The 20715-nt window shown below is 73.8% G+C and carries 15 protein-coding genes and 1 pseudogene; 11 read left to right on the top strand and 5 right to left on the bottom strand.

The features are described 5' to 3' along the window. The first annotated feature begins 84 nt into the window (after positions 1–84). Positions 85–534, top strand: a complete 450-nt coding sequence (locus tag AOQ53_RS10080; protein ID WP_059416655.1) for an SRPBCC family protein — start codon at positions 85–87, stop codon at positions 532–534. Positions 535–610: 76 nt separating this feature from the next. Here AOQ53_RS10080 and AOQ53_RS10075 read toward each other — a convergent pair whose 3' ends face one another. Both AOQ53_RS10075 and AOQ53_RS10070 read right to left on the bottom strand, forming a co-directional pair. Further along, positions 611–4948: a cation-translocating P-type ATPase gene (locus AOQ53_RS10075; RefSeq protein ID WP_059416654.1), complete on the bottom strand. Its 4338-nt coding sequence runs from the start codon at positions 4946–4948 to the stop codon at positions 611–613. Between the two features lie 15 nt (positions 4949–4963). Next, a complete protein-coding gene (locus tag AOQ53_RS10070) occupies positions 4964–5545 on the bottom strand; it encodes a hypothetical protein (protein WP_059416689.1) in 582 nt (193 codons plus the stop codon). Between the two features lie 357 nt (positions 5546–5902). Here AOQ53_RS10070 and AOQ53_RS10065 point away from each other — a divergent pair, with 357 nt between their 5' ends. The 6 genes and pseudogenes from AOQ53_RS10065 (at position 5903) to AOQ53_RS10040 (ending at position 11766) form a co-directional block, all read left to right on the top strand. After that, a complete protein-coding gene (locus tag AOQ53_RS10065) occupies positions 5903–6499 on the top strand; it encodes a protein-arginine deiminase family protein (RefSeq protein ID WP_167745702.1) in 597 nt (198 codons plus the stop codon). Positions 6500–6590: 91 nt separating this feature from the next. Beyond that, positions 6591–7268 (top strand): nucleotidyltransferase family protein, encoded by a 678-nt coding sequence (locus tag AOQ53_RS10060; RefSeq protein ID WP_059416652.1) that lies wholly within the window; start codon positions 6591–6593, stop codon positions 7266–7268. A 16-nt stretch (positions 7269–7284) separates the two neighbouring features. Next, entirely contained in the window at positions 7285–7572 is a 288-nt protein-coding gene (locus tag AOQ53_RS10055) for a BON domain-containing protein (protein ID WP_059416651.1), read from the top strand. Then, entirely contained in the window at positions 7569–8333 is a 765-nt protein-coding gene (locus tag AOQ53_RS10050; protein WP_059416650.1) for a metallophosphoesterase family protein, read from the top strand. Before AOQ53_RS10055 ends, AOQ53_RS10050 begins: the two co-directional genes overlap by 4 nt. 244 nt (positions 8334–8577) lie before the next feature. Next, a pseudogene (locus tag AOQ53_RS10045) lies at positions 8578–10244 on the top strand (alkaline phosphatase D family protein). 145 nt (positions 10245–10389) lie between these two features. Then, a complete protein-coding gene (locus AOQ53_RS10040) occupies positions 10390–11766 on the top strand; it encodes an alpha-lytic protease prodomain-containing protein (protein WP_059416649.1) in 1377 nt (458 codons plus the stop codon). Positions 11767–12033: 267 nt separating this feature from the next. On the opposite strand, the gene AOQ53_RS10035 is transcribed toward AOQ53_RS10040, so the two are convergent. Continuing rightward, on the bottom strand, positions 12034–13512 hold the full coding sequence (locus AOQ53_RS10035; RefSeq protein WP_059416648.1) for an aminotransferase class I/II-fold pyridoxal phosphate-dependent enzyme: 1479 nt from the start codon (positions 13510–13512) through the stop codon (positions 12034–12036). Positions 13513–13811: 299 nt separating this feature from the next. Here AOQ53_RS10035 and AOQ53_RS10030 point away from each other — a divergent pair, with 299 nt between their 5' ends. The 4 genes from AOQ53_RS10030 to AOQ53_RS10015 all read left to right on the top strand — a co-directional run bounded on the left by AOQ53_RS10030 (position 13812) and on the right by AOQ53_RS10015 (position 17898). Next, the gene (locus tag AOQ53_RS10030) at positions 13812–14993 is read left to right on the top strand and encodes an amidohydrolase (protein ID WP_059416647.1); all 1182 of its coding nucleotides are present in this window, start codon (positions 13812–13814) and stop codon (positions 14991–14993) included. A 63-nt stretch (positions 14994–15056) separates the two neighbouring features. Then, positions 15057–15590, top strand: a complete 534-nt coding sequence (locus AOQ53_RS10025; protein WP_059416688.1) for a DoxX family protein — start codon at positions 15057–15059, stop codon at positions 15588–15590. Positions 15591–15665: 75 nt separating this feature from the next. Then, positions 15666–16229: a hemerythrin domain-containing protein gene (locus tag AOQ53_RS10020; RefSeq protein ID WP_059416646.1), complete on the top strand. Its 564-nt coding sequence runs from the start codon at positions 15666–15668 to the stop codon at positions 16227–16229. Positions 16230–16656: 427 nt separating this feature from the next. Then, complete coding sequence (locus AOQ53_RS10015; RefSeq protein WP_236711639.1) at positions 16657–17898, top strand: MFS transporter; 1242 nt, start codon at positions 16657–16659, stop codon at positions 17896–17898. 720 nt (positions 17899–18618) lie between these two features. On the opposite strand, the gene rfaE2 is transcribed toward AOQ53_RS10015, so the two are convergent. Continuing rightward, entirely contained in the window at positions 18619–20025 is a 1407-nt protein-coding gene (gene rfaE2, locus AOQ53_RS10010) for a D-glycero-beta-D-manno-heptose 1-phosphate adenylyltransferase (RefSeq protein ID WP_059416644.1), read from the bottom strand. Further along, complete coding sequence (locus AOQ53_RS10005) at positions 20022–20657, bottom strand: D-sedoheptulose-7-phosphate isomerase (protein ID WP_059416643.1); 636 nt, start codon at positions 20655–20657, stop codon at positions 20022–20024. The genes rfaE2 and AOQ53_RS10005 overlap by 4 nt, the downstream gene beginning before the upstream one ends. Between the last annotated feature and the right edge of the window lie 58 nt (positions 20658–20715).

Raw genomic sequence — 20715 nt, 5'->3', positions numbered from 1 at the left:
TTACAAGTCGTGACGACCATGAGTGTCCGGCGCCAGAACTGGTACCCGTCCCTCGCTCACCGTACGAGAAAGAGAGGTACCGCCTTGTCAAAGGTTGAGGAATCCATCGAGGTCCGCGTTCCGGTGCACACCGCGTACAACCAGTGGACGCAGTTCGAGGACTTTCCCCAGTTCATGGACGGCGTCGAGCGCGTCGAGCAGCGCACCGACACCCTGACGCACTGGGTGACGAAGGTCGGCGGCCAGGAGCGGGAGTTCGACGCGGAGATCACCGAGCAGATCCCCGACGAGCGCGTCGCCTGGACCACCGTGAACGGCGAGGCCAGGCAGGCTGGTGTGGTCACGTTCCACCGCATCCAGGACGACACGACCAAGGTCATGCTCCAGATGGACTTCGACCCCAGTGGCGTGGCCGAGACAGCCGGCGACAAGCTCGGGTTCGTCAAGCGGCAGGTCTCCGGTGATCTGCGGCGGTTCAAGCAGTTCATGGAGGCCCGTGGGACGGAGACCGGGGCCTGGCGCGGCGAGGTCTGACCCTGCGGGACAGAAGGCGGCCGCCACCACTGCACGTGGTGGCGGCCGCCTTCTGTCGTCGCCCTGACCTCGCCCGCTACGCCCCCACCGGTTGGCCCACCCCGTTCTGAAGCCGCTCCCGGGCCTGCTGACCCAGGTCGTTCAGGCGCAGGGCCAGTCGTGCCGCGGCGTCATAGAGGGTGTGGACCGCCTGGAGTCGTTCCAGACGCGGGGCCAGGGCCGAGAGGGCGATGGCCAGGGCCACGCCGGCCAAGCCCACGGGACCCAGCGGGGTACAGCCGAAGAACTGGCTGATGCCGGGTGTCTGGACGAGGGCGGCGAGTACGGCGGCCGAGCCGAGCGCGGTCGCCCACACCAGCGGGCTGTGGCGCCGGCCGGAGAGGGTCTGCACGAGCTGGGCGCCGACCACGCCGCACAGGGCCATGGTCGTGGAGCGGCGTTCGGTGCCGGGGGTGAGGCGGCCGATGAGGTACGCCGTGACCGCGCCGAGGCAGGTGGTGACGCCGCGGCGCCGTATGGAGCGCAGCAGCGGCGCGCCGAGGACGTCGAGACCCATCGGGCCGGTCTCGGCGTGCTCCGCCGTCGAGGGGTCGTCGCTCGGCGTGACCGCCACCGCCATGGCCGGGAACATGTCGGTGAGCAGGTTGACCAGCAGCAGTTGGCGCGTCGACAGGGGCGAGGCGCCGGCCAGCAGGGTGCCGAGGACGCTGAAGCCGACCTCGCCGGCGTTGCCGCCGATGAGGATGCTCACCGCGTCGGCGACGCTGCGCCACAGGGCACGGCCCTCGTCGACCGCGTCCACCAGGACGGACAGGTCGCCGGAGGTGAGCACGAGGTCGGCGGCGTTGCGGGCGGCCGCGGAGCCGCGGGCCTCGACGCCGACTCCGACGTCGGCGGCGCGGATGGCGGCGGCGTCGTTCGCGCCGTCACCGGCCATCGCCACGACCCGCCCGGCCTGCTGCAGGGCCTCCACGACGTGCAGCTTCTGCTCGGGTGCGACCCGGGCGATGACGCCCGCACCGCGCAGCACCCGGACGCGTTCGCTGCGTTCCATGGCGACGAGTTCGTCGCCGGTCACCGCCTCGGTCTCCTCCGGCCAGCCCAGTTGCAGGGCGATGGCACGGGCGGTCTCCGGGTGGTCGCCGGTGAGCATGACGGGCAGGATGCCGGAGCGGCGCAGTGAGGCGAGCAGGGCGTGCGAGGTTTCACGCGGGACGTCGGCGAGGGCGACGAAACCGCTGAACTCCAGGTCCGCGAGCGGCGCGTCGAGTTCGGCGTCGGCGTCGTGGGCCCGGCAGGGGCGCCGGGCGACGGCGAGGACGCGCAGTCCCTGTCCCGCCAGCTCGTGGGCCGTGTCGGTCGTGCCGTCGGGGAGGTCCCGGCAGGCGGGCAGGATCGTCTCCGGCGCGCCCTTGACGACGAGGAGTTCACCGAAGTCCGGGTCGCCGTCACGGCCGACCGCCGCGGCGTAGCCCCGCCGCGTCTCGAAGGGCAGCTCGCCGGTCGGTGTCCAGCCCTGGTCGGGCGGGGCGACGTCGAGGACGGCCTCGTCGGTGGCGTGCGCGACGCGGCGGCCCTGGCCGGTCTCCTCCTGCGGGCAGGCACGCGCGGCCAGGCGCACGATCGGCTCGGCCTGCTCGGCGTCCACCGGCAGCACGGTGCCGTCGGCGGTGGCGACGCGGACCAGGCGCAGTTTGTTCTCGGTGAGGGTGCCGGTCTTGTCGAAGCAGACGGTGTCGACCCGCCCGAGCGCCTCCAGGGTGCGCGGGGTGCGGACCAGGACGCCGCGCCGGGAGAGCCGGCGGGCGGCCGCCATCTGCGCGACCGTCGCGACGAGCGGGAGTCCCTCCGGTACGGCGGCGACCGCGACCGCGACACCGCCGCTGACGGCGCGCCGCACGGGGCTGCCGCGCAGCAGGGACAGTCCGGTCACGGCGGCGCCGCCCGTGAAGGTCACCGGCAGGGCCTTGCGGGTCAGTTCCTGGAGCCGGGCCTGGACGCCGGCGGGCGGCGGGGTGCGGGCGGCGAGCGTGACGGCGCGGCCCGCCTCGGTCTGGTCGCCGGTGTTCACGACGAGCGCGGTGGCGCGTCCGGCCACGACGGTCGTGCCCTCGAACACCATGCAACTGCGCTGGGCCACCGGCAGACCGGGGGTGGCCTCGACGGCCTTGGTGACCGGCAGGGACTCGCCGGTGAGCGCCGACTCGTCGACCTCGAGACCGTCGACGTCGAGCAGCCGGGCGTCGGCGGGCACGACGTCGCCGGCACCGAGGGTGATCTCGTCGCCGGGTCGCAGCCGGGCGGCGTCGACGGTGACGGTGCGCCTGCGGCCGTCCCGCTTGCGGGCCTTGGGCTGCTGCCGGGCGGCCAGCCGGGCCAGTGCCTGTTCGGCGCGCATCCGCTGGAGTCCGCCCGTCACGGCGTTGAGGTCCATGGCGCCGACGACCAGCAGCGCGTCGACGAGCGAGCCGAGCAGCGCCGAGGCGACGGCGCCCGTGGCCAGGACCGGGGTCAGCGGATCGTCGAGTTCACGGCGTACGGCACCGGCCGCCTGCCAGGTCCAGCGGACGGGGGCCATGGCCGGGTGGCGGCCCAGGCGAGCGGTCTGTTGGCGCGAGCGGTCGGCGAGCAGGGCGAGTCCGGTGGGCTCGCCGTCGCGACGGGTGCGCCCCAGCCGGGCGCGGGCCTCGTCGGGTTCCAGGGCGTGCCAGGGGATGTGCAGCCGGGGCGGGGGCGGGGTGGCCCGGGCCACCCGGACGGCTTCGAGCCAGCCCGCGAGCAGGGCGTTCGCGGCGGCGATGTTGACGGGGGCGTGCCGGGTGAGGGGCCACAGGAGCCGGCGGCCCGGGGGCTGCCCGCCGCGCGCGACCAGGAGCCCCGAGAGGGCCGCCCCCGCGCGGGCCAGGGTCTGCGAGCGGCGTCCGACACGCCGGGCCGCCGGGATCGCGGTCAGCAGCCGCCAGACGTCGGCGAGTCCGCCCGTGGCCAGCGCGTCGGCGCCCCAGGAGACGGCCGCGCGGCCGTCGGTGAGCGCGATGGCCACGTCACCGGCGGGCAGCCCGGCCGCCACGTGACCGTCGCCGGACCCGTCCAGGCGGGCGACGGTCACCACCACGTGCCCGTCGTCCTGGAGGGCCCGTACGACGTCTCCGAACGGCTTCGCGCCCGGGGCGACCTCGTCGGCGAGCCGGACGATGTCCTTCAGGTCGGAGCCGCCCGCGATCACGACGTGCAGTCCTGCCCGGCGGGCGGCGTCGAGGACGGCCTCGGCATAGGGATGGACCGGGTCGTCGGGCAGCCCGTCGGAGTCTCCTTCGGCGTCCTGCCGCCGGCTGCGCAAGGCGTCGGCGTGCAGGACGAGGGAGTCGGCGATCTCCAGCTGGCGCAGGCGGTCCCCGCTGCGCACGAGGATCCCGGCCTGGGCGAGGAAGGTGCCGAGGGTCGCGGCGAAGGCTGCCGGTCCGTAGCGGGCCGCCTTCGGGGACCCGGCGAGGACGGCTTCGGCCGCTTCCTTCGCGGAGTGCGTGACGAGGAGGGTGGCGGCGGCGCCGGCGAGGCTGCCGGTACTGGCGTGGGAGGCGTACTCCTGGGCGGGTGTCACCTTGAGCGGCGGCCGGGTGTCCGGAGGGCAGGGCAGGCTGGTGCGCCGTTCCTGGCAGATGTCGTCGTGCAGGGCCTCGAAGGCCGCGGCCCTGGCCACCGCTTCGGTCAGCTGGCTGCTGCGCAGCACACCGTCGAGCGCGAGCGCCAACGGGGTCTGGCCGACGCCGTGTGCGGCGGCGTTGACGGCGGTGAGGACGAGTTCCATGCCGGAGGTGCCGAACCGCTGCTGGAGCAGGGCCCGGAAGCGGGGGTTCTCGCGCAGCAGCGTGACGGTGGCGGTGACGATGCGTGAGGTGGGCGGCAGGCGCAGCGACCGGCCGGCCAGGGCACCGGCCGCGCCGGCGGCGTCCAGCAGGATCGCCGCGGCGGTGACGCGCACTTCGCCGGGGTCGCCGGGGTGGGCGGCCTCCTGGGCGACCGGGTCGGCGCCCTCGGTCAGGCCGAGGCGGGCGGCGAGCGCCGCGGCCCGCTCGCTGACGCGGTCGGTGACGGCGTCCTCGACCACCGTGATCACCAGGCGGGACAGTCCCTCGTCCCAGTACGCCGCGAGCACGTCCGGGTGGTCGAGCAGTTCCCCGGCGACCTTGCGGGCGAGGCCGCCGATGTCACCGTCGGGCCGCCGCAGGGCGATGTGGACGCGCCGGCCCGCCCGCCATTGCTGCCCGCCGGACAGGGCGTTGCGCGCGACGTTGCGGACGCGTCGCGTGGTGTCGTAGACGGACGTCACGCCCTGGGCGGTGCTGCGGGCGGCGCCTGCCGCCGCCCCAGCCATGGCCCCGACGAGGGGGGCGACGTCGAAACGTGTGAGCATCTCCTGTGTCCCGACTCAGCCGGTGGGCCGGCTGTCGTGTCCTTGCCGGCGGGTCTGCTCCCGGTCCGGCTCCTCCCCGTGCGGGTCGTGGTGCGCGGTGGCCTCGGCGACCTGCTTCAGCGCGGAGGCGGTGGCGGTGTCGCCCACCTTCGCGGGCTGTTCTTGGACGTGGTGTTCCGGCCGGTCGTGCCGGTAGTGGGACGAGGCGAGTTTGTCGCCGGGGCCGTAGGACGAGGTGTCCTGATCGTCCGGCCTGTCCTCGCCGCCGGCCCCGGAGCGGCGCTCTCCGGTCTGGTCGGTCGGTGCCCCGCCGTTCGCCGCGCCGTCGGATCGCTGTCCGGGCTTCGGCTGTGTCAGCCAGGCGACTGCCGCGCCGGTCAGCGCCACCGGCCACTCCACCACCCCGGCCACGCCGAGCACTCCGGCACCGGCGTAGACGGCCATCCGGCGGCCGCGCGGCGACACCTCGCCGATCCTGTCCAGGGCGTCTCCGGCCACCTTGCCCACCTGCTCCGCACCCGGCAGGTGCCTCAGACCCGAGGCGACAGCCCGCAACGGCTGCGGAAGATCGGGCGAACGTGATGTCTCCTGGTTCATGGCGACCTCCACAAGCGCGTTGTCCAGCGGCTTCAACCGGTTTCCCAGCTCTTTGCCCCATATTCAGACTTTGCTGGAGCGAGCGCTTTTTCTTGTACGGCCGAGGTCTCGCCGGAGGTCTCGGCCGAGGTCACGCAGGACGCCTCTCGCCGTCGTGGACGCCACCCATGCAACGCTTGGTGAACGACTGCGGTCCATCGCCCACGGCGGAGATGACGATCACCCCGCCCACGGCGATGCACTGGCTCGCGGTGAGTCCACAGGCGGGCCGCGGCGAGCGCCGTCCCGGCCAGGGCGGTGAGCAGGGCGTACGGCAGCCTTTGTCATGGGGTGCTCCTTCGTGCGGAGAGGGTGTCGGTGTCATGCCGGCGTCACCAGGGCGGGCACGGGCTGCCACCGGACGTGGTCCGCCCGGGCCCCGGCGCCTTCCTCGTCGGCAACGAGGAGGCGCCGCGCCACATCGACGGCCAGATCGACGTGCTGCTGCGGGAGACGGGGCTGTCCCGCAGCGACCTCGTACGGGTGCCGGTGCTGTGCGCGATGGCGAGCCCGGCACCGGGTGTGCCGGCGGGCGCGATCGCCTACTCCCCCACCATCGCCAACGGGCTGTCGCTGACCGCCCGGGACTATGCCGCGCCCGATCCGCACGGGCCGAAGGCGGACGGCCGCGACCTGTTCCGCGCCGCCGCGCAGGAAGCGCTCCCCGCCGGTGGGGTGCGCGTGCACCGGGTGGAGAACTTCGCCTGGTCGCACCTGGCGGGCGGCGAGGTGCACTGCGCGGCGAACGCGCTGGGGACACGTCCGGGGGTGTGCCATGGAGGAGCACCGGGCAGGGGCGGTGACCGGGCAGAGGGCTGGAGGCGCCGGGTCGGTCGGCTCGGCCCGGCGCCGCCGGCGGCGGCGGAAACCGGCCCTCGGCCCGGTGCTCTTCGGAGGCCTTCCGTGTCGGCGTGACACCTCCGGGTACTCAGAGCAGGCACGCAGGCCGTCACGGGTCCGGGCACCCTGCGGCGGCGGGGTGCCCGGTTCGGCGAATGGAGTGGTCATGACGCAGAACGGTGATGACGCGACGCTCGTCCGGCGACCGGGAATCCCTGATTTCCCGCTGGCCCCGGACCAGCCCGAGCCCGCGCCACCACAGGACCCGCAGGCCGACGAGCCGCCCCTGGAACTCCCCCTGGACCGCAACCAGGCGATCCTGGAGGCGGCCAAGCAGGTCGGTGCCCTGCTGAAGCGGAAGGGGCACCTCTTCGCGCTGGCCGGGAGCGTGGCCGCCTACGCCCACGGCGGCGAGAAGAACCTCCAGCACGACGTCGACTTCGCCATCCGCCCCGAGGACGCGGACGCGGTGGCGGTCACGCTCCGCGAGGCCGGGCTGACGGTCTACAGCCCGCCGGAGGACTGGCTGATCAAGGCCACGTGTTTCGGCCAGCCGGTGGACATCATCTTCGAGCTGGCGCACCGACCGGTCGGCGCGGAGATGCTGGAGCGGGCGGAGGAGGTTTCGGTCGACTCGGTGCGCATGCCGGTGCTGGCCCCGACCGACCTGCTGTGGAGCCTGATCGCCGCCTTCTCCGAGCATCACTGCGACTTCGGCGCGGCTCTGCCCATCGCGCGTGCGCTGCGCGAGAAGGTCGACTGGGAGCGGGTGCGGCGCGAGTGCGGGGACGCGCCCATGCCCGCGGCCTTCTTCTTCCTCCTGGAGCGCCTGAACGTCATCTGATGCGGAAGGAACACCCATGAGTACCCACGGCCCACAGCACCCGGGCGGCGGGGAGCCGGAGCAGAACCTGGACTACCGGATCGCCCACCTCCAGGACCGCCTCGCCTCCGGTGAACTCGGTGAACTGGGCGTGCGGGTCGAATCCCGCGGCCAGACGGTGCTGCTCACCGGCACCGTGCCCTCGGCGCCCTGCCGCGACGAGATCCTGCGCACCGTCCGGGAGCAGCTCGCCGGGGTCCCTGTGCACAGCGACCTCGTGGTCACCGAGACGTCCTCCCCCGACCACGCGGAGGAACTCGCATGATCCGCATCGCAGCCGTCGGAGACATCCACATGGGGCCCGACAGCCAGGGCCTGCTCCGCCCCGCCTTCGAGACCCTGCCCGAATGCGCCGACCTCCTGCTGCTGGCCGGGGACCTGACCCGGCACGGCACCCCCGAGGAGGCCCGGGTGGTGGCCAAGGAGGTCCGGGACCTCGGGGTCCCGGTGGTCGCCGTGCTGGGCAACCACGACCATCACGACGACCGGCCCGACGAGGTCACGGCCATCCTCCGGGACGCCGGCGCCCATGTCCTGGAAGGGCAGGGGACGGTCGTGACGAGCGGCGGGGCGCGGATCGGCGTGGCCGGCACCAAGGGGTTCGGCGGCGGCTTCGTCGGCCGCTGCGCCGGGGAGTTCGGCGAGCCGGTCATGAAGGAGTTCGTCAGGTACTCGCGCCGGTCCGCGGACAGCCTGCGCACGTCCCTGGAGCAGTTGGGCGAGGAGGGCTGTGACGCGCGGATCGCCCTGACCCACTTCTCCCCCGTTCCGGACACGCTGGCGGGCGAGCCGCTGGAGATCTATCCGTTCCTGGGCAGCTATCTGCTGGCCGAGGCGATCGACACCGCCGGTGCCGATCTCGCGGTGCACGGGCACGCGCACGCCGGTACGGAACACGGCATGACGAGCGGCGGCGTGCGGGTACGCAACGTCGCCCAGCCGGTCATCGGGCGGGCCTTCCACGTCTACCATCTGCCCGTCCGCGACCACGCGACCACCGGGGCCGCCGCGCAAGCGGCCCGTTAGACAGCCCAGTCCCCCCATCCGCCGCCGGCCGACGCCGGCGGCGTTTTCATGTCCCGTCCGCGTCCCGCGGCACGCGGCGCCTGCCGACGGTCCGCCTTCTTACGGCTCCGCCCCCTTGCAGCTGCGTGATGTCACGGGCCGCTCCCGTACCGCCTCTGGTGTGAACGCCCCGCAAGTCGTGCCGTTTCAAGGCATTTTGCCTGCTTAGCGTGCTTGCTTTGCGCCCCGTACGAGAGGACATCAGATGGCGCTGACGGGCCGTCAAAGGCCACCGTCCGAGCATGCCTTCTCCCCGCACGACGCCGTACTGCGCACCGCGGCACCGCATGTCGCCCGCCGCCGCTTCCTGAACGTCACCGCGGCGGCCGCGATGCTCGCCTTCACCACCAACCGGCCGGCCCGCGGCGCCACCGCCGCTCCCGAACTCGACGCGGCGCGGATCACCGACGACCCGTTCATCCTCGGCGTGGCATCCGGGGACCCGCTGCCCGACTCGGTGCTGATCTGGACCCGGCTCGCTCCCGAGCCGTTCGCGGAGGACGGCGGCCTGGGCCGGCAGCGGGTCGTCGTCTACTGGGAAGTGGCCATGGACGAGTGGTTCGCCTTCGTCGAGCACCGGGGGGGTGGCCACCGCCCATCCCGAGTACGCCCACAGCGTGCACGTCGACGTCAAGGGTCTGATGCCGGACAGCCACTACTACTACCGGTTCCGGGTGGGCGCCTGGATCAGCCCCACGGGCCGGACCCGTACGGCACCGGAAGCGGGCAGCGACGCCGACAGCATGCGGCTGGCCGCCGTGGCCTGCCAGGCCTACCAGGACGGCTACCACACCGCCCACCGGCATCTGGCGCAGGAGGACGTCGACGTGGTCTTCCACCTCGGCGACTACCTGTACGAGTACGCCGTGGACTCGGCCGGCGGAGCCCGCCGCTACACCGATGTCAAACTGCCCGACGTGTTCAACCGGAGGCCACCACCCTGGCGGACTACCGGCTGCGCCACGCGCTCTACAAGACCGACCCCGACCTGCGGGCCGCGCATGCCCAGCACCCCTTCGTCGTCACCTGGGACGACCACGAGACGGAGAACAACTACGCGGGCGCCATCGACGAGCGGAACAGCCCACAGGAGGAGTTCCTGGTACGCAGGGCCGCCGCCTACCGGGCGTACTGGGAGAACCAGCCGCTGCGGGCCGAGCAGTTGCCGCAGGGGCCCGACGCCCAGCTGTACCGCCGGCTGGCCTGGGGCTCGCTCGCCCAGTTCGACGTCCTCGACACCCGCCAGTACCGCTTCGACCAGGCCTACAACGAACGTCCGCACGCGTGGGGCGCCGAGTCGGACGACCCGGCGCGCACCCTCACCGGTGCCGAGCAGGAGCGCTGGCTGCTGGACGGCTGGCGGGCCTCCGGAGCCCTGTGGAACGTGATGCCCCAGCAGGTGTGCTTCTCCCAGCGCAAGTTAGACCTGACCGTACCGGCCCGGGGCTCCATGGACGCCTGGGACGGCTACCGCGCCTCCCGCAACCGGGTCATGGCGGGCGCGAAGGCGGCGGGCATCGACAACTGGATCGTCCTCACCGGTGACGTCCACGTCGGGTACGCCTTCGACATCAAGGACGACTTCGACGACCCGCAGAGCAGGACGGTCGGCACGGAGTTCACCTGTACCTCCCTCGCCAGCGGCGGGAACGGCGCCGAGAAGCCGGCCGACTGGGACACGTACATGAAGGCCAACCCGCACATGAAGTACTTCGACGGCAGGCGCGGCTACGTCCGGGTCGAACTGGGCCGCGAGAACGCCCAGGGCGACTTCCGGACCGTCTCGGCGATCACGAAGCCGGGGGGGGCGCCATCTCGACGGCCGCGTCCTTCGTCACGGAGGTGGGTTCGCCCGGCCTGAAGTCCGCGTGAGACGCGGGGCGGCCGTCGTACTGCACTTGGCGCCCTGCGCCGCACCAAAGCGTGAAACGGGGCCGCCGTGGACATCCCGCGAGTCCGTTCAGGCAAGACCAAAGCCTTGCGGCAGCTACATCCGTGAACGAAGGGGACACCTCGCATGGCCCACAGACATGCCGTCACCGGCCGCCGGGCGGCCCTGGCCGCGCTCGGCGCGCTCATCGCCACCGGGCTCCCCTCCGCCGCGGCGGCCGAGCCGACTCCCGCGGCGGGCCCGCTGCCCACCGCCTCCCAGACGCTCGGCGCCGACCGGCCGTCGGCTCCGGTGCTGCGCGCCCTGGAGCGCGATCTCGGTCTGACCCCGGCCCAGGCGTCGCGGCGGCTGGTCAACGAGGCGGAGGCGGGCACCCGGGCCGGGCGCTTGCGCAACGCCCTGGGCGACCGGTTCGCGGGGGCCTGGCTGCGGGGCACGACGTCGCAGGAGCTCGTGGTGGCGACCACGGACACCGCGGACATGGCCGCCATCAAGGCGCAGGGCGCGAAGGCGGCCGTCGTGAAGAAGTCGCTGCGCGACCTGAACGCGGCGAAGGCGAAGCTGGACGCGGCCGCGGCCCGCGTGAGCACCCGGGACACGCCCCTGTGGTATGTCGACGTCCCGGCGAACCAGGTCGTGGTGCAGGCCGGCAACAAGGCCGCGGCGGCGGCGTTCGTCAAGGCCGCGGGGCTCCACGGCAAGAACGTGGGCGTCAAGATGACGGCGAACCGGCCGCGGCTCATGGCGGACATCACCGGCGGCGACGCCTACTACGTCGACGGCACCGCCCGCTGCTCCGTGGGCTTCTCCGTCACGAAGGGCGAGCAGGAGGGCTTCGCCTCGGCGGGACACTGCGGCAAGCAGGGCGCCACGACGACCGGGTTCGACAGGGCGGAGCAGGGGACGTTCCAGGCCTCCACGTTCCCCGGCAAGGACATGTCGTGGGTGGCCGTCAACGACCAGTGGACGGCGACGCCGAACGTGAAGGGCGAGGGCGAGCAGAAGGTGCAGATCACCGGCTCGGTCCAAGCGCTGGTCGGGGCGGCCGTCTGCCGCTCCGGTTCGACCACCGGCTGGCACTGCGGCAAGGTCGAGCAGCACGACACCAGCGTCAGCTACGCCGAGGGCAAGGTGGACGGGCTGACCCAGACGACGGTGTGCGCCGGGCCCGGCGACTCCGGCGGGCCGTATGTCGCCGGCGTCCAGGCGCAGGGCGTGACCTCCGGCGGCACCGGTGACTGCAAGACCGGCGGCACCACGTACTTCCAGCCGATCAACCCGCTCCTCAGCGAGTTCGGTCTCACTCTCAAGACCGCGGAGGCCGACTCCCCGGCAACGGCACCGCAGGACAACGCCGTCGCGCAGTCGTGGGCCGCGGGCCGGGTCTACGAGGCCGGGGCCACCGTGAGCCACGACGGTGTGCGCTACCAGTGCCTCCAGACCCACCAGGCCCAGGGCGGGTGGGCGCCCACCCGCACCCCGGCCCTGTGGCAGCGGGTGTGACGAAGGGTCAGGGTGCCCGGCGCCGGCGCGGTCCGTGCCGCCGCGCCGGGCGGGCCCCGCTAATCCTCCCCCGGCAGCGCGTACACGGTGGCCACGAACGGGTCGTGGGCGCGGCAGGGGCGTGGCGTGCAGAAGGGCGCTCGGCAGCAGGGCGTCGGCTCCCGGCACTCGCACGGCCGCGGCTGCGAGGCCCTCGGCTTCCGGATCACCGGAATCAGACAAAGCTGCCAATTTCCCAGAAGTCACTTAAATAAATTCTGCGATATCTCAGGCGTGAGCGGTTGCCCCTCGTGCCACGACGCGCAGGGTGCGCACGGAGGAGTCCTCCGCGTCAGGGATGAGGACACCGTGCTCGACACCGCTGCGCAGGTAGTCCAGGACCTCGTCGGTGACGACCTCGCCGGGTGCCACGACGGGCACGCCCGGCGGGTAGGGGCTGATCATCTCCGCGGCGATCCGTCCGGCGGCCCGCTCGGCGGGCACGTGCTCGACCGGGGCGAAGAACGCCTCGCGGGGCAGCATCGCCTGCTCCAGCTCCAGGGCGGAGGGCTCGGGCAGGTGGACCGGCGGCCGCCGCTCGATGGTGTCCGCTCGCTCGACGAGCGCGGCCAGAGCGTCCACCAGGGCCGCCTCGGTCTCGTCGTCGTCCGCGTGGGTGATCGAAGCGCTGATACGGCAGGTGTCCGAGCCGCCGACGTCCACGTGGCGGTGAGTGCGCAGCCACTCCGCGGCCTGCATCCCGCTGATGCCGAGCTTGCGTACGTCGATGACGAGCTTGAGCGGATCGAGGTCGGCGGTGAGCCCCTCCTCCACGACCTCGCGCCCCATGGGCCGCAGACCCGGCAGCTCGGCGACCGCCGCCCGGATGCGCTCGGCTCGGCGGATGGCGGCTTCCAGGAGCTCGTGCCCCTGTTCGACCATATGGCGGCGCCAGCCGTCGAGCGTGGCGAACACGAGGGAGGAGGCACTGGTGGTGCCGAGCAGGTCCTCCCGCTGCTTCAGGACCTCGGGCGAGATGCGGTCGTACTGGAGGTGGAAGACGGAACTCTGCTCCACCGCCCCGCCCATCTTGTGCACGCTGGTCACCACCAGGTCGGCCTCGGCGTCCATGCCCCAGGCGGGCAGGGCGGGGTGGAACGGCAGATGGGCGCCCCAGGCCTCGTCGACGATGACGGGCACGTCGAACTCGTGGCACACCCGGGCCACTCCCCCGATGTCCGCACAGGAACCCCAGTCGGTGGGCGTGATGAGCAGCATGCCCTTGGCGTCCGGGTGTTCCCGCAGCCGCCGGCGGACGTCATCGGGCTCGGGCGGGTGGGCCAGGTGCCGTTCGGTGTCGAACTTCGGGTGCACCCAGATCGGCTCGACGCCGTTGACGACGACGGCCGCGATGACGGACTTGTGGGCGTTGCGCGACAGCAGCAGCTTCTCGCCCGGCCCGGCCGCGGCCAGCATGGCGGTCTTCACGGACAGGGAGCTTCCGCAGGTCGAGAAGAAGGCGTGCTCGGCGCCGACCGCGTCCGCCATGAGCTCCTGGGCCCGGCTGAGGACGCCCTGCGACTGGCGGCGGTCGTCGAGGCCGTTGAGGGAGAGCACGTCGGAGCGGAACACGTCGAGTCCGACGATCTCCGCGACCCGGGGGTCCACTCCCCTGCCCTGCTTGTGGCCCGGCGGACCGTAGGCGATGTCGCCACGGCGCCGGAAGCCCTCCAGCGCCTCCAGGACGGGCACGCGCGAGTGGTCCATGGTTCCTCCCAGGTCCGGCCCGCCCGCCCGGCCGCCGCCGCGGCGTCCACGCTGTCGTGGCCCGGCGGGTACACCGACCGTGTTGCACTCGGACACGGGTCGAAACGCGGCGGGTGCCCCGGCACGGCGGTGGGGCCCGCCCAAGGGCACAGCCGCACCGGCCGAGACGCGGCGAGTGCCACGGCAGGGTGGAACCCGCCCAGGAACACGACCACACCGGCCGATACACCGCGGGTGTCGCCGCCCCGGGCGGTGAAACCCGTCGGGGACACACCGCAGCCGACGCCGGGGAGGCCCCTGTGGACCGCACGCGCGAGGACGTACACCAGGCCGTCCGTGAGGAGGTGGCGGCCCGGGCCGACGCGCTGTGGGGTGTGGCCTCGCGGCTGCACGCCGACCCCGAGTACGCCTTCGCCGAGCACCGGGCGGCGGCCCTGCTGTCGGGCGAGCTGGAACGGGCCGGTTTCGCCGTGGAGCGCGGCGTGGCGGGGATGCCGACCGCGTTCGCCGCGCGCCGGGGCGGGGGCCGGCCCGCGGTGGCGCTGCTGATGGAGTACGACGCCCTGCCCGGCCTCGGCCACGCGTGCGGCCACAACCTCATCGCGGCGGCGGGCCTGGGAGCCGCGCTGGCGGTCGGTGCCGTGGTGGCGTCCGCCGGGTCGGTGCTGGCGGTGGGCACGCCCGCCGAGGAGGGCGGGGGCGGCAAGGCCCTGGAGGTGGAGGCCGGTGTGTTCGACGGCGTCGAGGCGGCGCTGATGTTCCATCCGGGCGTCCACAGCTGGGCGCGGGCGCCGCTGACCGCACAGGTGCAGTACCGGGTGGCCTTCCACGGCCGGGCCGCGCACCCCACGGGGAACCCGACGGAGGGCATCGACGCGCTCGCGGCGCTGGTGGAGCTGTTCAACGTGCTGGCCGTGCTTGGGCGGCGACTGCCGGAGGGCTCGCACGTGCAGGGCATCGTCACCCGGGGCGGCACCGCCACGAACATCGTCCCGGAGTACGCCGAGGGCCTGTTCGGTCTGCGCGCGGCCACCACGCCGGCGCTGGAGGACCTCACGGACCGGCTGCGGGAGTGCGCCGACGGCGTGGCCCGGGCCACGGGCACGGCCGCCGAGGTGGAGCGGGCCACCGTGCGCTACGAGCACTTCCGGGACAGCGAGGCGCTGTCCGAGCGGTTCGCGGCGCATCTGTCCCGGGCCGGGATCCCGCTGTCCCCGCCCGTGCCCGGCGTGTACCTGGGGTCGTCCGACATCGGGAACGTCAGTACGCGGGTGCCCGCCATCCACCCGTTCGTCGCGATCATGGACGAGGACGGCTCCGACCACACCCCGGAGTTCGCCGAGGCCGCCGCCTCTCCCCGGGCCCGCGAGGTGCTGGTCGCCGCGACGGAGGCCCTCGCGTGCACCGCCGTGGACGTCCTGCTGTCCGAGGAGCTGCGCGAGGAGGCCTGGGCGCGGCACCGGGCGGCACGAACGGGGTGAGTGCTTCCGCCCCTGGTGGGGAACCCGGCGAACGCCGTACCCACCGACACTCTGGAGAGGGCCATGAGTCTGTTGCGCGTGCTCGGCCGTCCCATGCTGGCCTCGATGTTCCTCACGGGCGGGCTGAACTCCGTCCGAAACCCGAAGGAGGTCGCCCCGGTCGCCGAGCCTGTCGTACAACCGGTCACCGATCGCGTCTCGGCGCTGCCGGACCGCACCGAGCAGGTCGTACGGCTGAACGGCGCCGTGCAGGTCGTGGCCGGGCTGATGCTGGCCACCGGGCGCATGCCGCGTCCGGCCGCGCTGGCCATCGCGGCCACGCTGGTGCCGACGACGCTGGCGGGGCACCGCTTCTGGGAGGCCGAGGACCCTTCGGAGCGGGCCGAGCAGCGGATCCACTTCTTCAAGAACATGTCCATGCTCGGCGGGCTGCTGATCGCCGCGGACGACACCGGGGCCCGCCCCTCGGTGGTGTGGCGTGGCAGCCACGCCGCCCGTGGCCTGCGACGGGACGCGGGTCTGGTGCGGCGCTCCGTCCGTGCCGCCACGGGCCCGGCCGCGGTGGCCGGGCGTGTCCGGGCCAAGCTGCCCGTCTGAGCCGCCGCAGGGGGCCCCGGACCGTGCGTTAGCCCCCTGGGGCCCGGGGGACCCGGGGGGCTGGAGGTGAAGGACATGGGACACGGAGGAAACGTCATCGACGAGCTGGTGACCGATCACCGCGAAGTCGAGGAGATGTTCGGCAAGATCGAGGGACTGCCGTCCGGTCACAAGGACCGCAAGACGTACGCGGACCAGGTCACCATCGAGCTGGTGCGGCACTCGGTGGCCGAGGAGGCCTACCTCTATCCGGCCGTACGCGAGCACGTGGCCAACGGTGACGCTCTCGCCGACCAGGAGCTCGAGGACCACGCCGCGGCCGAGCGGATCATGAAGGACCTGGAGGGCTGTGACCCGGGCGACGCCGACTTCGACCGGCTGATGGGCATGCTGATGAGCGAGATCCGCTCGCACATCGCCGACGAGGAGGGCAACCTCTTCCCGGCGCTGCGGCAGGCCTGTCCGATGGACACGCTCAACGAGCTGGGCGAGAAGGTCCGGAAGGCGAAGAAGACCGCCCCGACCCGGCCCCACCCGGCCGCCCCCGACAAGCCTCCGGCGAACAAGCTCCTGGCTCCGGGCACCGGGATGATCGACCGGCTGCGCGACGCGCTGACCGGTCGCGGGAAGTCGGAGTAGAGCGGTCACTGCCGCACACCGCCGCACACCGCCGTACAGGAGAAGGGCCCGTCGCCCCGGCGACGGGCCCTTCTGTGTCCGCTGTGGCCGCCGTCACGTGACGTGGCCCGGGCGAGGCCGATGACCGACGGCTGTGATCAACCACACTCGCGGCGTCAAATGTCCGGAGACCGAGGGCGGTTGGGAGGCACGGGAGCGGCGGACGAGGTGCGGATGGAACCGACTCGGGGGTCCCCTCTGCCACGATGGTCGGCGCCGTATCCGGCGAGGGGAGCCACCGCGCAGCGCAGCCGGTGCTTCTCGCTCTCCTCGTCCTCCTCCTGCTGAGTCCTCCGACTCGTCTTGCGAGTAGCGCACTGTGTCTTCGTCGCCCTCCCCTGCCCAGCCCGTCTCACGCTCGCCCTGGCGGTCGCTGCGGTACCGCAGCATGCGCTGGTGGTCCGTCGCGAACTTCGTGTCGAACGCCGGTACGTGGATGCAGCTCACGGTGCAGAACCTGCTGGTCCTCCAGATCACCGGGTCCCCCGCCGCGACGGGGTTGTCCATGTCCGTGCAGGCCGCGCCTGCCCTGCTGATGAGTGTCCTCGGCGGCGCGGCCGTCGACCGGTGGCCCCGCAAGCTGACGGCGGCCGTGAGCCAGGCGCTGCTCGGCGCGATCGCCTTCACGACGGCCGTGCTCGTGGCGCTGGACCGGCTCGACATGACGTCCCTGATGGTGCTGGCCGCCGTCACGGGTGTCGTCGCGACGGTCGACAACCCGGCGTGTGCGCTGCTGGGCAATGATCTCGTCCCGCCGGAGGACGTGCCCTCGGCCATCGGGGTCGGGGCGCTGGTGCACCAGTCGGGCAGGCTCGTGGGAGCGGCCATGGCCGGGGTGGCGGTGGGGTTCCTCGGCACGTCCGCGGCGTACTTCGCGAACGGCCTGTCGTTCCTGTTCGTGGCCTCGGTCATTCCGTTCCTGCGGCCCGCTGCCGGGGCGGTGCGGGAGGTCACCGTGGGCCCGAAGCGCACCGGCTCGGACATGTCCGTGCGCGAGGGGCTGGCCTTCTTCGCGCGCCGGCCGCGTCTGATGGCGCTCGCCGGGGTGACCGGGATCAGCGCGGTGTTCGGCCGCAACTACGGGCTCACCCTGGCCGTGCTCGTCACCGGGCCGCTCGCGGGTGGCGCCGGTTCGTTCGGCACGGTGTCGACCGTGCTCGCTGTCGGCGGCATCCTCGGCGCGGTCCTCGGCGCCCGGCTGCGCCGGCCGTCCGTGCGGCTCGTGGGGGCGCTGGCGGCGGCCGGGGCGCTGCTCCAGGTGGTGGCGGGGCTGTCGCCGTCGCTCGCGGTGCTGATCGTGCTCGTGCTGCCGATGGCCGTGGTGGAGTCCGTCTCCGACACCGCCGGCACGGCCGTCCTCCAGACCGACCCGCCCGCCCATCTGCGGGGTCGCGTGCTGGGCGTGTGGGGCAGCATCGGCACGGTGTGGAGCCTGGGCGGCCCGCCCGCGCTCGGCCTCCTCATGGAACTGGCCGGCGCCCGTGGCGCCCTCGTCACCGGCGGCCTGCTCATCGCCGGCTCGATCGGCGCGGGCTACCTGCTGCGACAGCGCCGCACCACGATGCCGGTGGTACTCCGGACGGAGGAGGGCGACGTACAGGGGCAGCCGGCGCTGAGCAGGGCGGCCTGAGCGGGAGCGTGGCGGCGTGGCGGAGGCGCAGCGACTGGTGGCCGCGACCGACCGAGGCGGATTCCCGGGGCCCGCACGGCGGTCGGCCGCGGCTGCTGGAGAGAGCCGGGGCCACAACGACCGGTCGGCGGGGCTGCCTCTGACGGGCCCGGTGGGCCCGCACGGCTGATCGGCCGCCGCTGCCGGGGAGACCCGGCAAGACGGAACGGCCGACCGCTCGCAGGTACCCCTGAGGTAGCCGCGAAGCCCCGACCGTTGGTCGGCCGCCGTTGCCGAAGAACACTGCAGGTCCGCAACGCTTGACCGACGCGGCTGCCCCTGACGGGTCCGCACAGGCCACACGGCTCATCGACCGCCGCTGCCGGAGAAGTCCCTCAGACCGCCGCAACGATCGACCGGCCGGGCCGCCCCGGAGGGGCCCGTAGGGGCCCGAGCGGCTCGTCGGCCGGCCTGCCCCGGGAATCCGCCTCCCCCACCGACTGGCCGACAGACCTGCCGCCCAGCCGTACCCGCACAATCCCAGCCGCTGATCCGCCAGGGCCACCCCCGGAGAGGTTCACACAGCCCCACGGCTGGCCGGCCGGACCGCCGCCCAGCGGCGCCCGCAAGACCCGAGCCGCTGATCGGCCGAGCTACCCCGGAAGATCCGAAGAGCCCCACGGCTGGTCGGACCGGGCCGCCCCGGCGGGACCGCCTCAGCGGCAGGTCAGTCGTACGCCGTCAGGAACCCGACGGCCGCAAGGCCACCGTCGCCGCCTTTGCCGCTCGGCGGGTCAGCAGGGTCGTGGAGCGGCCGTCGAGGTAGGGCAGGACCACGGCCTGGCCGCCCCAGGTGCGGAGCGCCTCCGCCTCGGGCAGGTCCTGGACGGAGTAGTCGCCGCCCTTGACCCAGACGTCCGGGCGCAGCCGGGCCAGTACCGCCTCGGGGGTGTCCTCCTCGAAGACCACGACGGCGTCGACGCTGCCGAGCGCGGCGAGGACGCGGGCGCGGTCCGCCGCCGGGTTGAGCGGGCGGCCCGGGCCCTTGCGGCGGGTGACGGACGCGTCGGAGTTCAGGCACACGATGAGGCAGTCGCCGATGCGCCGGGCGCTCTCCAGCAGGCCGACGTGACCGGCGTGCACCAGGTCGAAGCAGCCGCCGGTGGCGACCACGGTGCCGCCCCGGGCCCGGACGCTCTCCGCGAGGGCGAACGCGTCGGTCGCGGCGTCGTCCGCGGAGCCGGACGGCGGCTCGGTCCGCCACAGGTCGGGATTGCCCGCGCCGCCGGCCGCGACGAACGCGGCGGCCTCGGCGACGGCCCGTTGCAGCGCCTCCTCCGGCAGCAGGCCGTCGGCCAGGGCCGCAGCCGTCGTCGCGGCGAAGCAGTCGCCCGCGCCGCACGGGTCTCCGGCGGCCCGGTAGGGCACGGGGACGAGCATCGGCGTACCGGAGCCGGGCCGGGCCAGCAGGACTCCGCGGTCACCGAGGGTGACGGCGACTCCGGCGGCGCGCCACAGCTCCGCGAGTCGCGTCCCGCGCTCGGCGTACGCGCCCAGCGACGTCCCTCCGGAACCGGGGTACAGGGCTTGTGCCTCCGCCGCGTTGGGGGTGACGAGCCGGGCTCCGGGCACGGGCGGGTCGCCCTTGGGGTGCGGGTCCCATACCAGGGGTGTGCGGCGGGCGGCGTCCTCGAGGTGCGACCGCAGGGCGCCCGCGGTGTGGCGCCCGTAGTCGGCGACCAGGATCGCGCGGGCGTTCGCCAGTGCCTCCCGGACCGCGTCGTCGGGCTCGCCGGGGGTGCCGCCGCCCCGGTCGATGCGTACGACGGGCCGGCCGCCCGCGAGGACGCGGGTCTTGACCGGCAAAGTGCCCTTGAGCGGGAGCTCCAGCAGCCGGACCCGGCCGCGCAGGTCACGCCGTACGGCCTCGCTGGCCTCGTCGTCGCCGAGCGCGGTCACCAGGACCACGTCCCGGCCGCCGCGGGCGGCGAGGGCGGCGGCCAGTCCGGCTCCTCCGGGGTGCCGCCGGTCGCCGGTGACGTCGACGACGGGGGCGGGGGCGTCCGGGGAGAGCCGGGTGGAGACGCCTTCGATGTCCTCGTCGAGGAGGACGTCCCCGACGACCGCGAGCGGTTCCGGTCCGGTCATGAGGTGCTCCCGTGGGTGAGGACCGTGCGCCGTGCGAGCGGTGTGGACACGGCCGTGTCGAAGCACTCGCAGAGCAGGTGGACGGCGACGAGGTGGATCTCCTGGACGTTCGCGGTGCTGGCGGCGTCGACGCACAGGGCTTCGTGGGCGGCTTCCGCGAGGGGGTTCGGGCCGCGCCCGGTGAACGCCCAGACGCGCAGTCCGGCCTGCCGGGCGGTCACGGCCGCGGCGATGAGGTTGGCGCTGCGGCCGGAGGTGGACAGCAGCATCAGGATGTCACCGGGGCGGCCGTGGGCGCTGACCTGACGGGCGTAGACGTGGTCGAAGCCGTAGTCGTTGCCGATGGCGGTCACGCTGGACGTCTCGGCGTGCAGGGCGAGCGCGGAGTAGGCACGGCGTTCCTGGCGGTAGCGGCCGACCAGTTCGGCGGTGAGGTGCTGGGCCTGGGCGGCGCTGCCGCCGTTGCCCGCGGCGAGCAGGCGGCCGCCGCCGGTGAGGACGTCGGCGAGCCGGCTGCCCCAGTCCGCGATCCGTTCGGGGCCGTACCCGCGGAACCGGCCGAGTGCCTCGTCCAGTGACCGGCAGTGCAGGCGGGCGGCATCGAGCGCGGGGTGTGCAGGGTGTTCGCTCATGCTGTTCGGGCGTGCCGCCGCCCCGTGGACGGCGGCGGACCCACACCTCCTTCGGTCT

Source organism: Streptomyces azureus (genome assembly GCF_001270025.1).
Taxonomy (GTDB): Bacteria; Actinomycetota; Actinomycetes; order Streptomycetales; family Streptomycetaceae; genus Streptomyces; species Streptomyces azureus.
This window is presented reverse-complemented; position numbering and strand designations above follow the sequence as displayed.

Bases quoted from the DNA above. Each gene is read 5' to 3' on its own strand.
- AOQ53_RS10075 (WP_059416654.1), bottom strand. From the start codon at position 4,948: ATGCTCACACGTTTCGACGTCGCCCCCCTCGTCGGGGCCATGGCTGGG.
- AOQ53_RS10070 (WP_059416689.1), bottom strand. From the start codon at position 5,545: ATGAACCAGGAGACATCACGTTCGCCCGATCTTCCGCAGCCGTTGCGG.
- AOQ53_RS10060 (WP_059416652.1), top strand. From the start codon at position 6,591: ATGACGCAGAACGGTGATGACGCGACGCTCGTCCGGCGACCGGGAATC.
- AOQ53_RS10055 (WP_059416651.1), top strand. From the start codon at position 7,285: ATGAGTACCCACGGCCCACAGCACCCGGGCGGCGGGGAGCCGGAGCAG.
- AOQ53_RS10050 (WP_059416650.1), top strand. From the start codon at position 7,569: ATGATCCGCATCGCAGCCGTCGGAGACATCCACATGGGGCCCGACAGC.
- AOQ53_RS10040 (WP_059416649.1), top strand. From the start codon at position 10,390: ATGGCCCACAGACATGCCGTCACCGGCCGCCGGGCGGCCCTGGCCGCG.
- AOQ53_RS10035 (WP_059416648.1), bottom strand. From the start codon at position 13,512: ATGGACCACTCGCGCGTGCCCGTCCTGGAGGCGCTGGAGGGCTTCCGG.
- AOQ53_RS10025 (WP_059416688.1), top strand. From the start codon at position 15,057: ATGAGTCTGTTGCGCGTGCTCGGCCGTCCCATGCTGGCCTCGATGTTC.
- AOQ53_RS10020 (WP_059416646.1), top strand. From the start codon at position 15,666: ATGGGACACGGAGGAAACGTCATCGACGAGCTGGTGACCGATCACCGC.
- AOQ53_RS10015 (WP_236711639.1), top strand. From the start codon at position 16,657: ATGCGCTGGTGGTCCGTCGCGAACTTCGTGTCGAACGCCGGTACGTGG.
- rfaE2 (WP_059416644.1), bottom strand. From the start codon at position 20,025: ATGACCGGACCGGAACCGCTCGCGGTCGTCGGGGACGTCCTCCTCGAC.
- AOQ53_RS10005 (WP_059416643.1), bottom strand. From the start codon at position 20,657: ATGAGCGAACACCCTGCACACCCCGCGCTCGATGCCGCCCGCCTGCAC.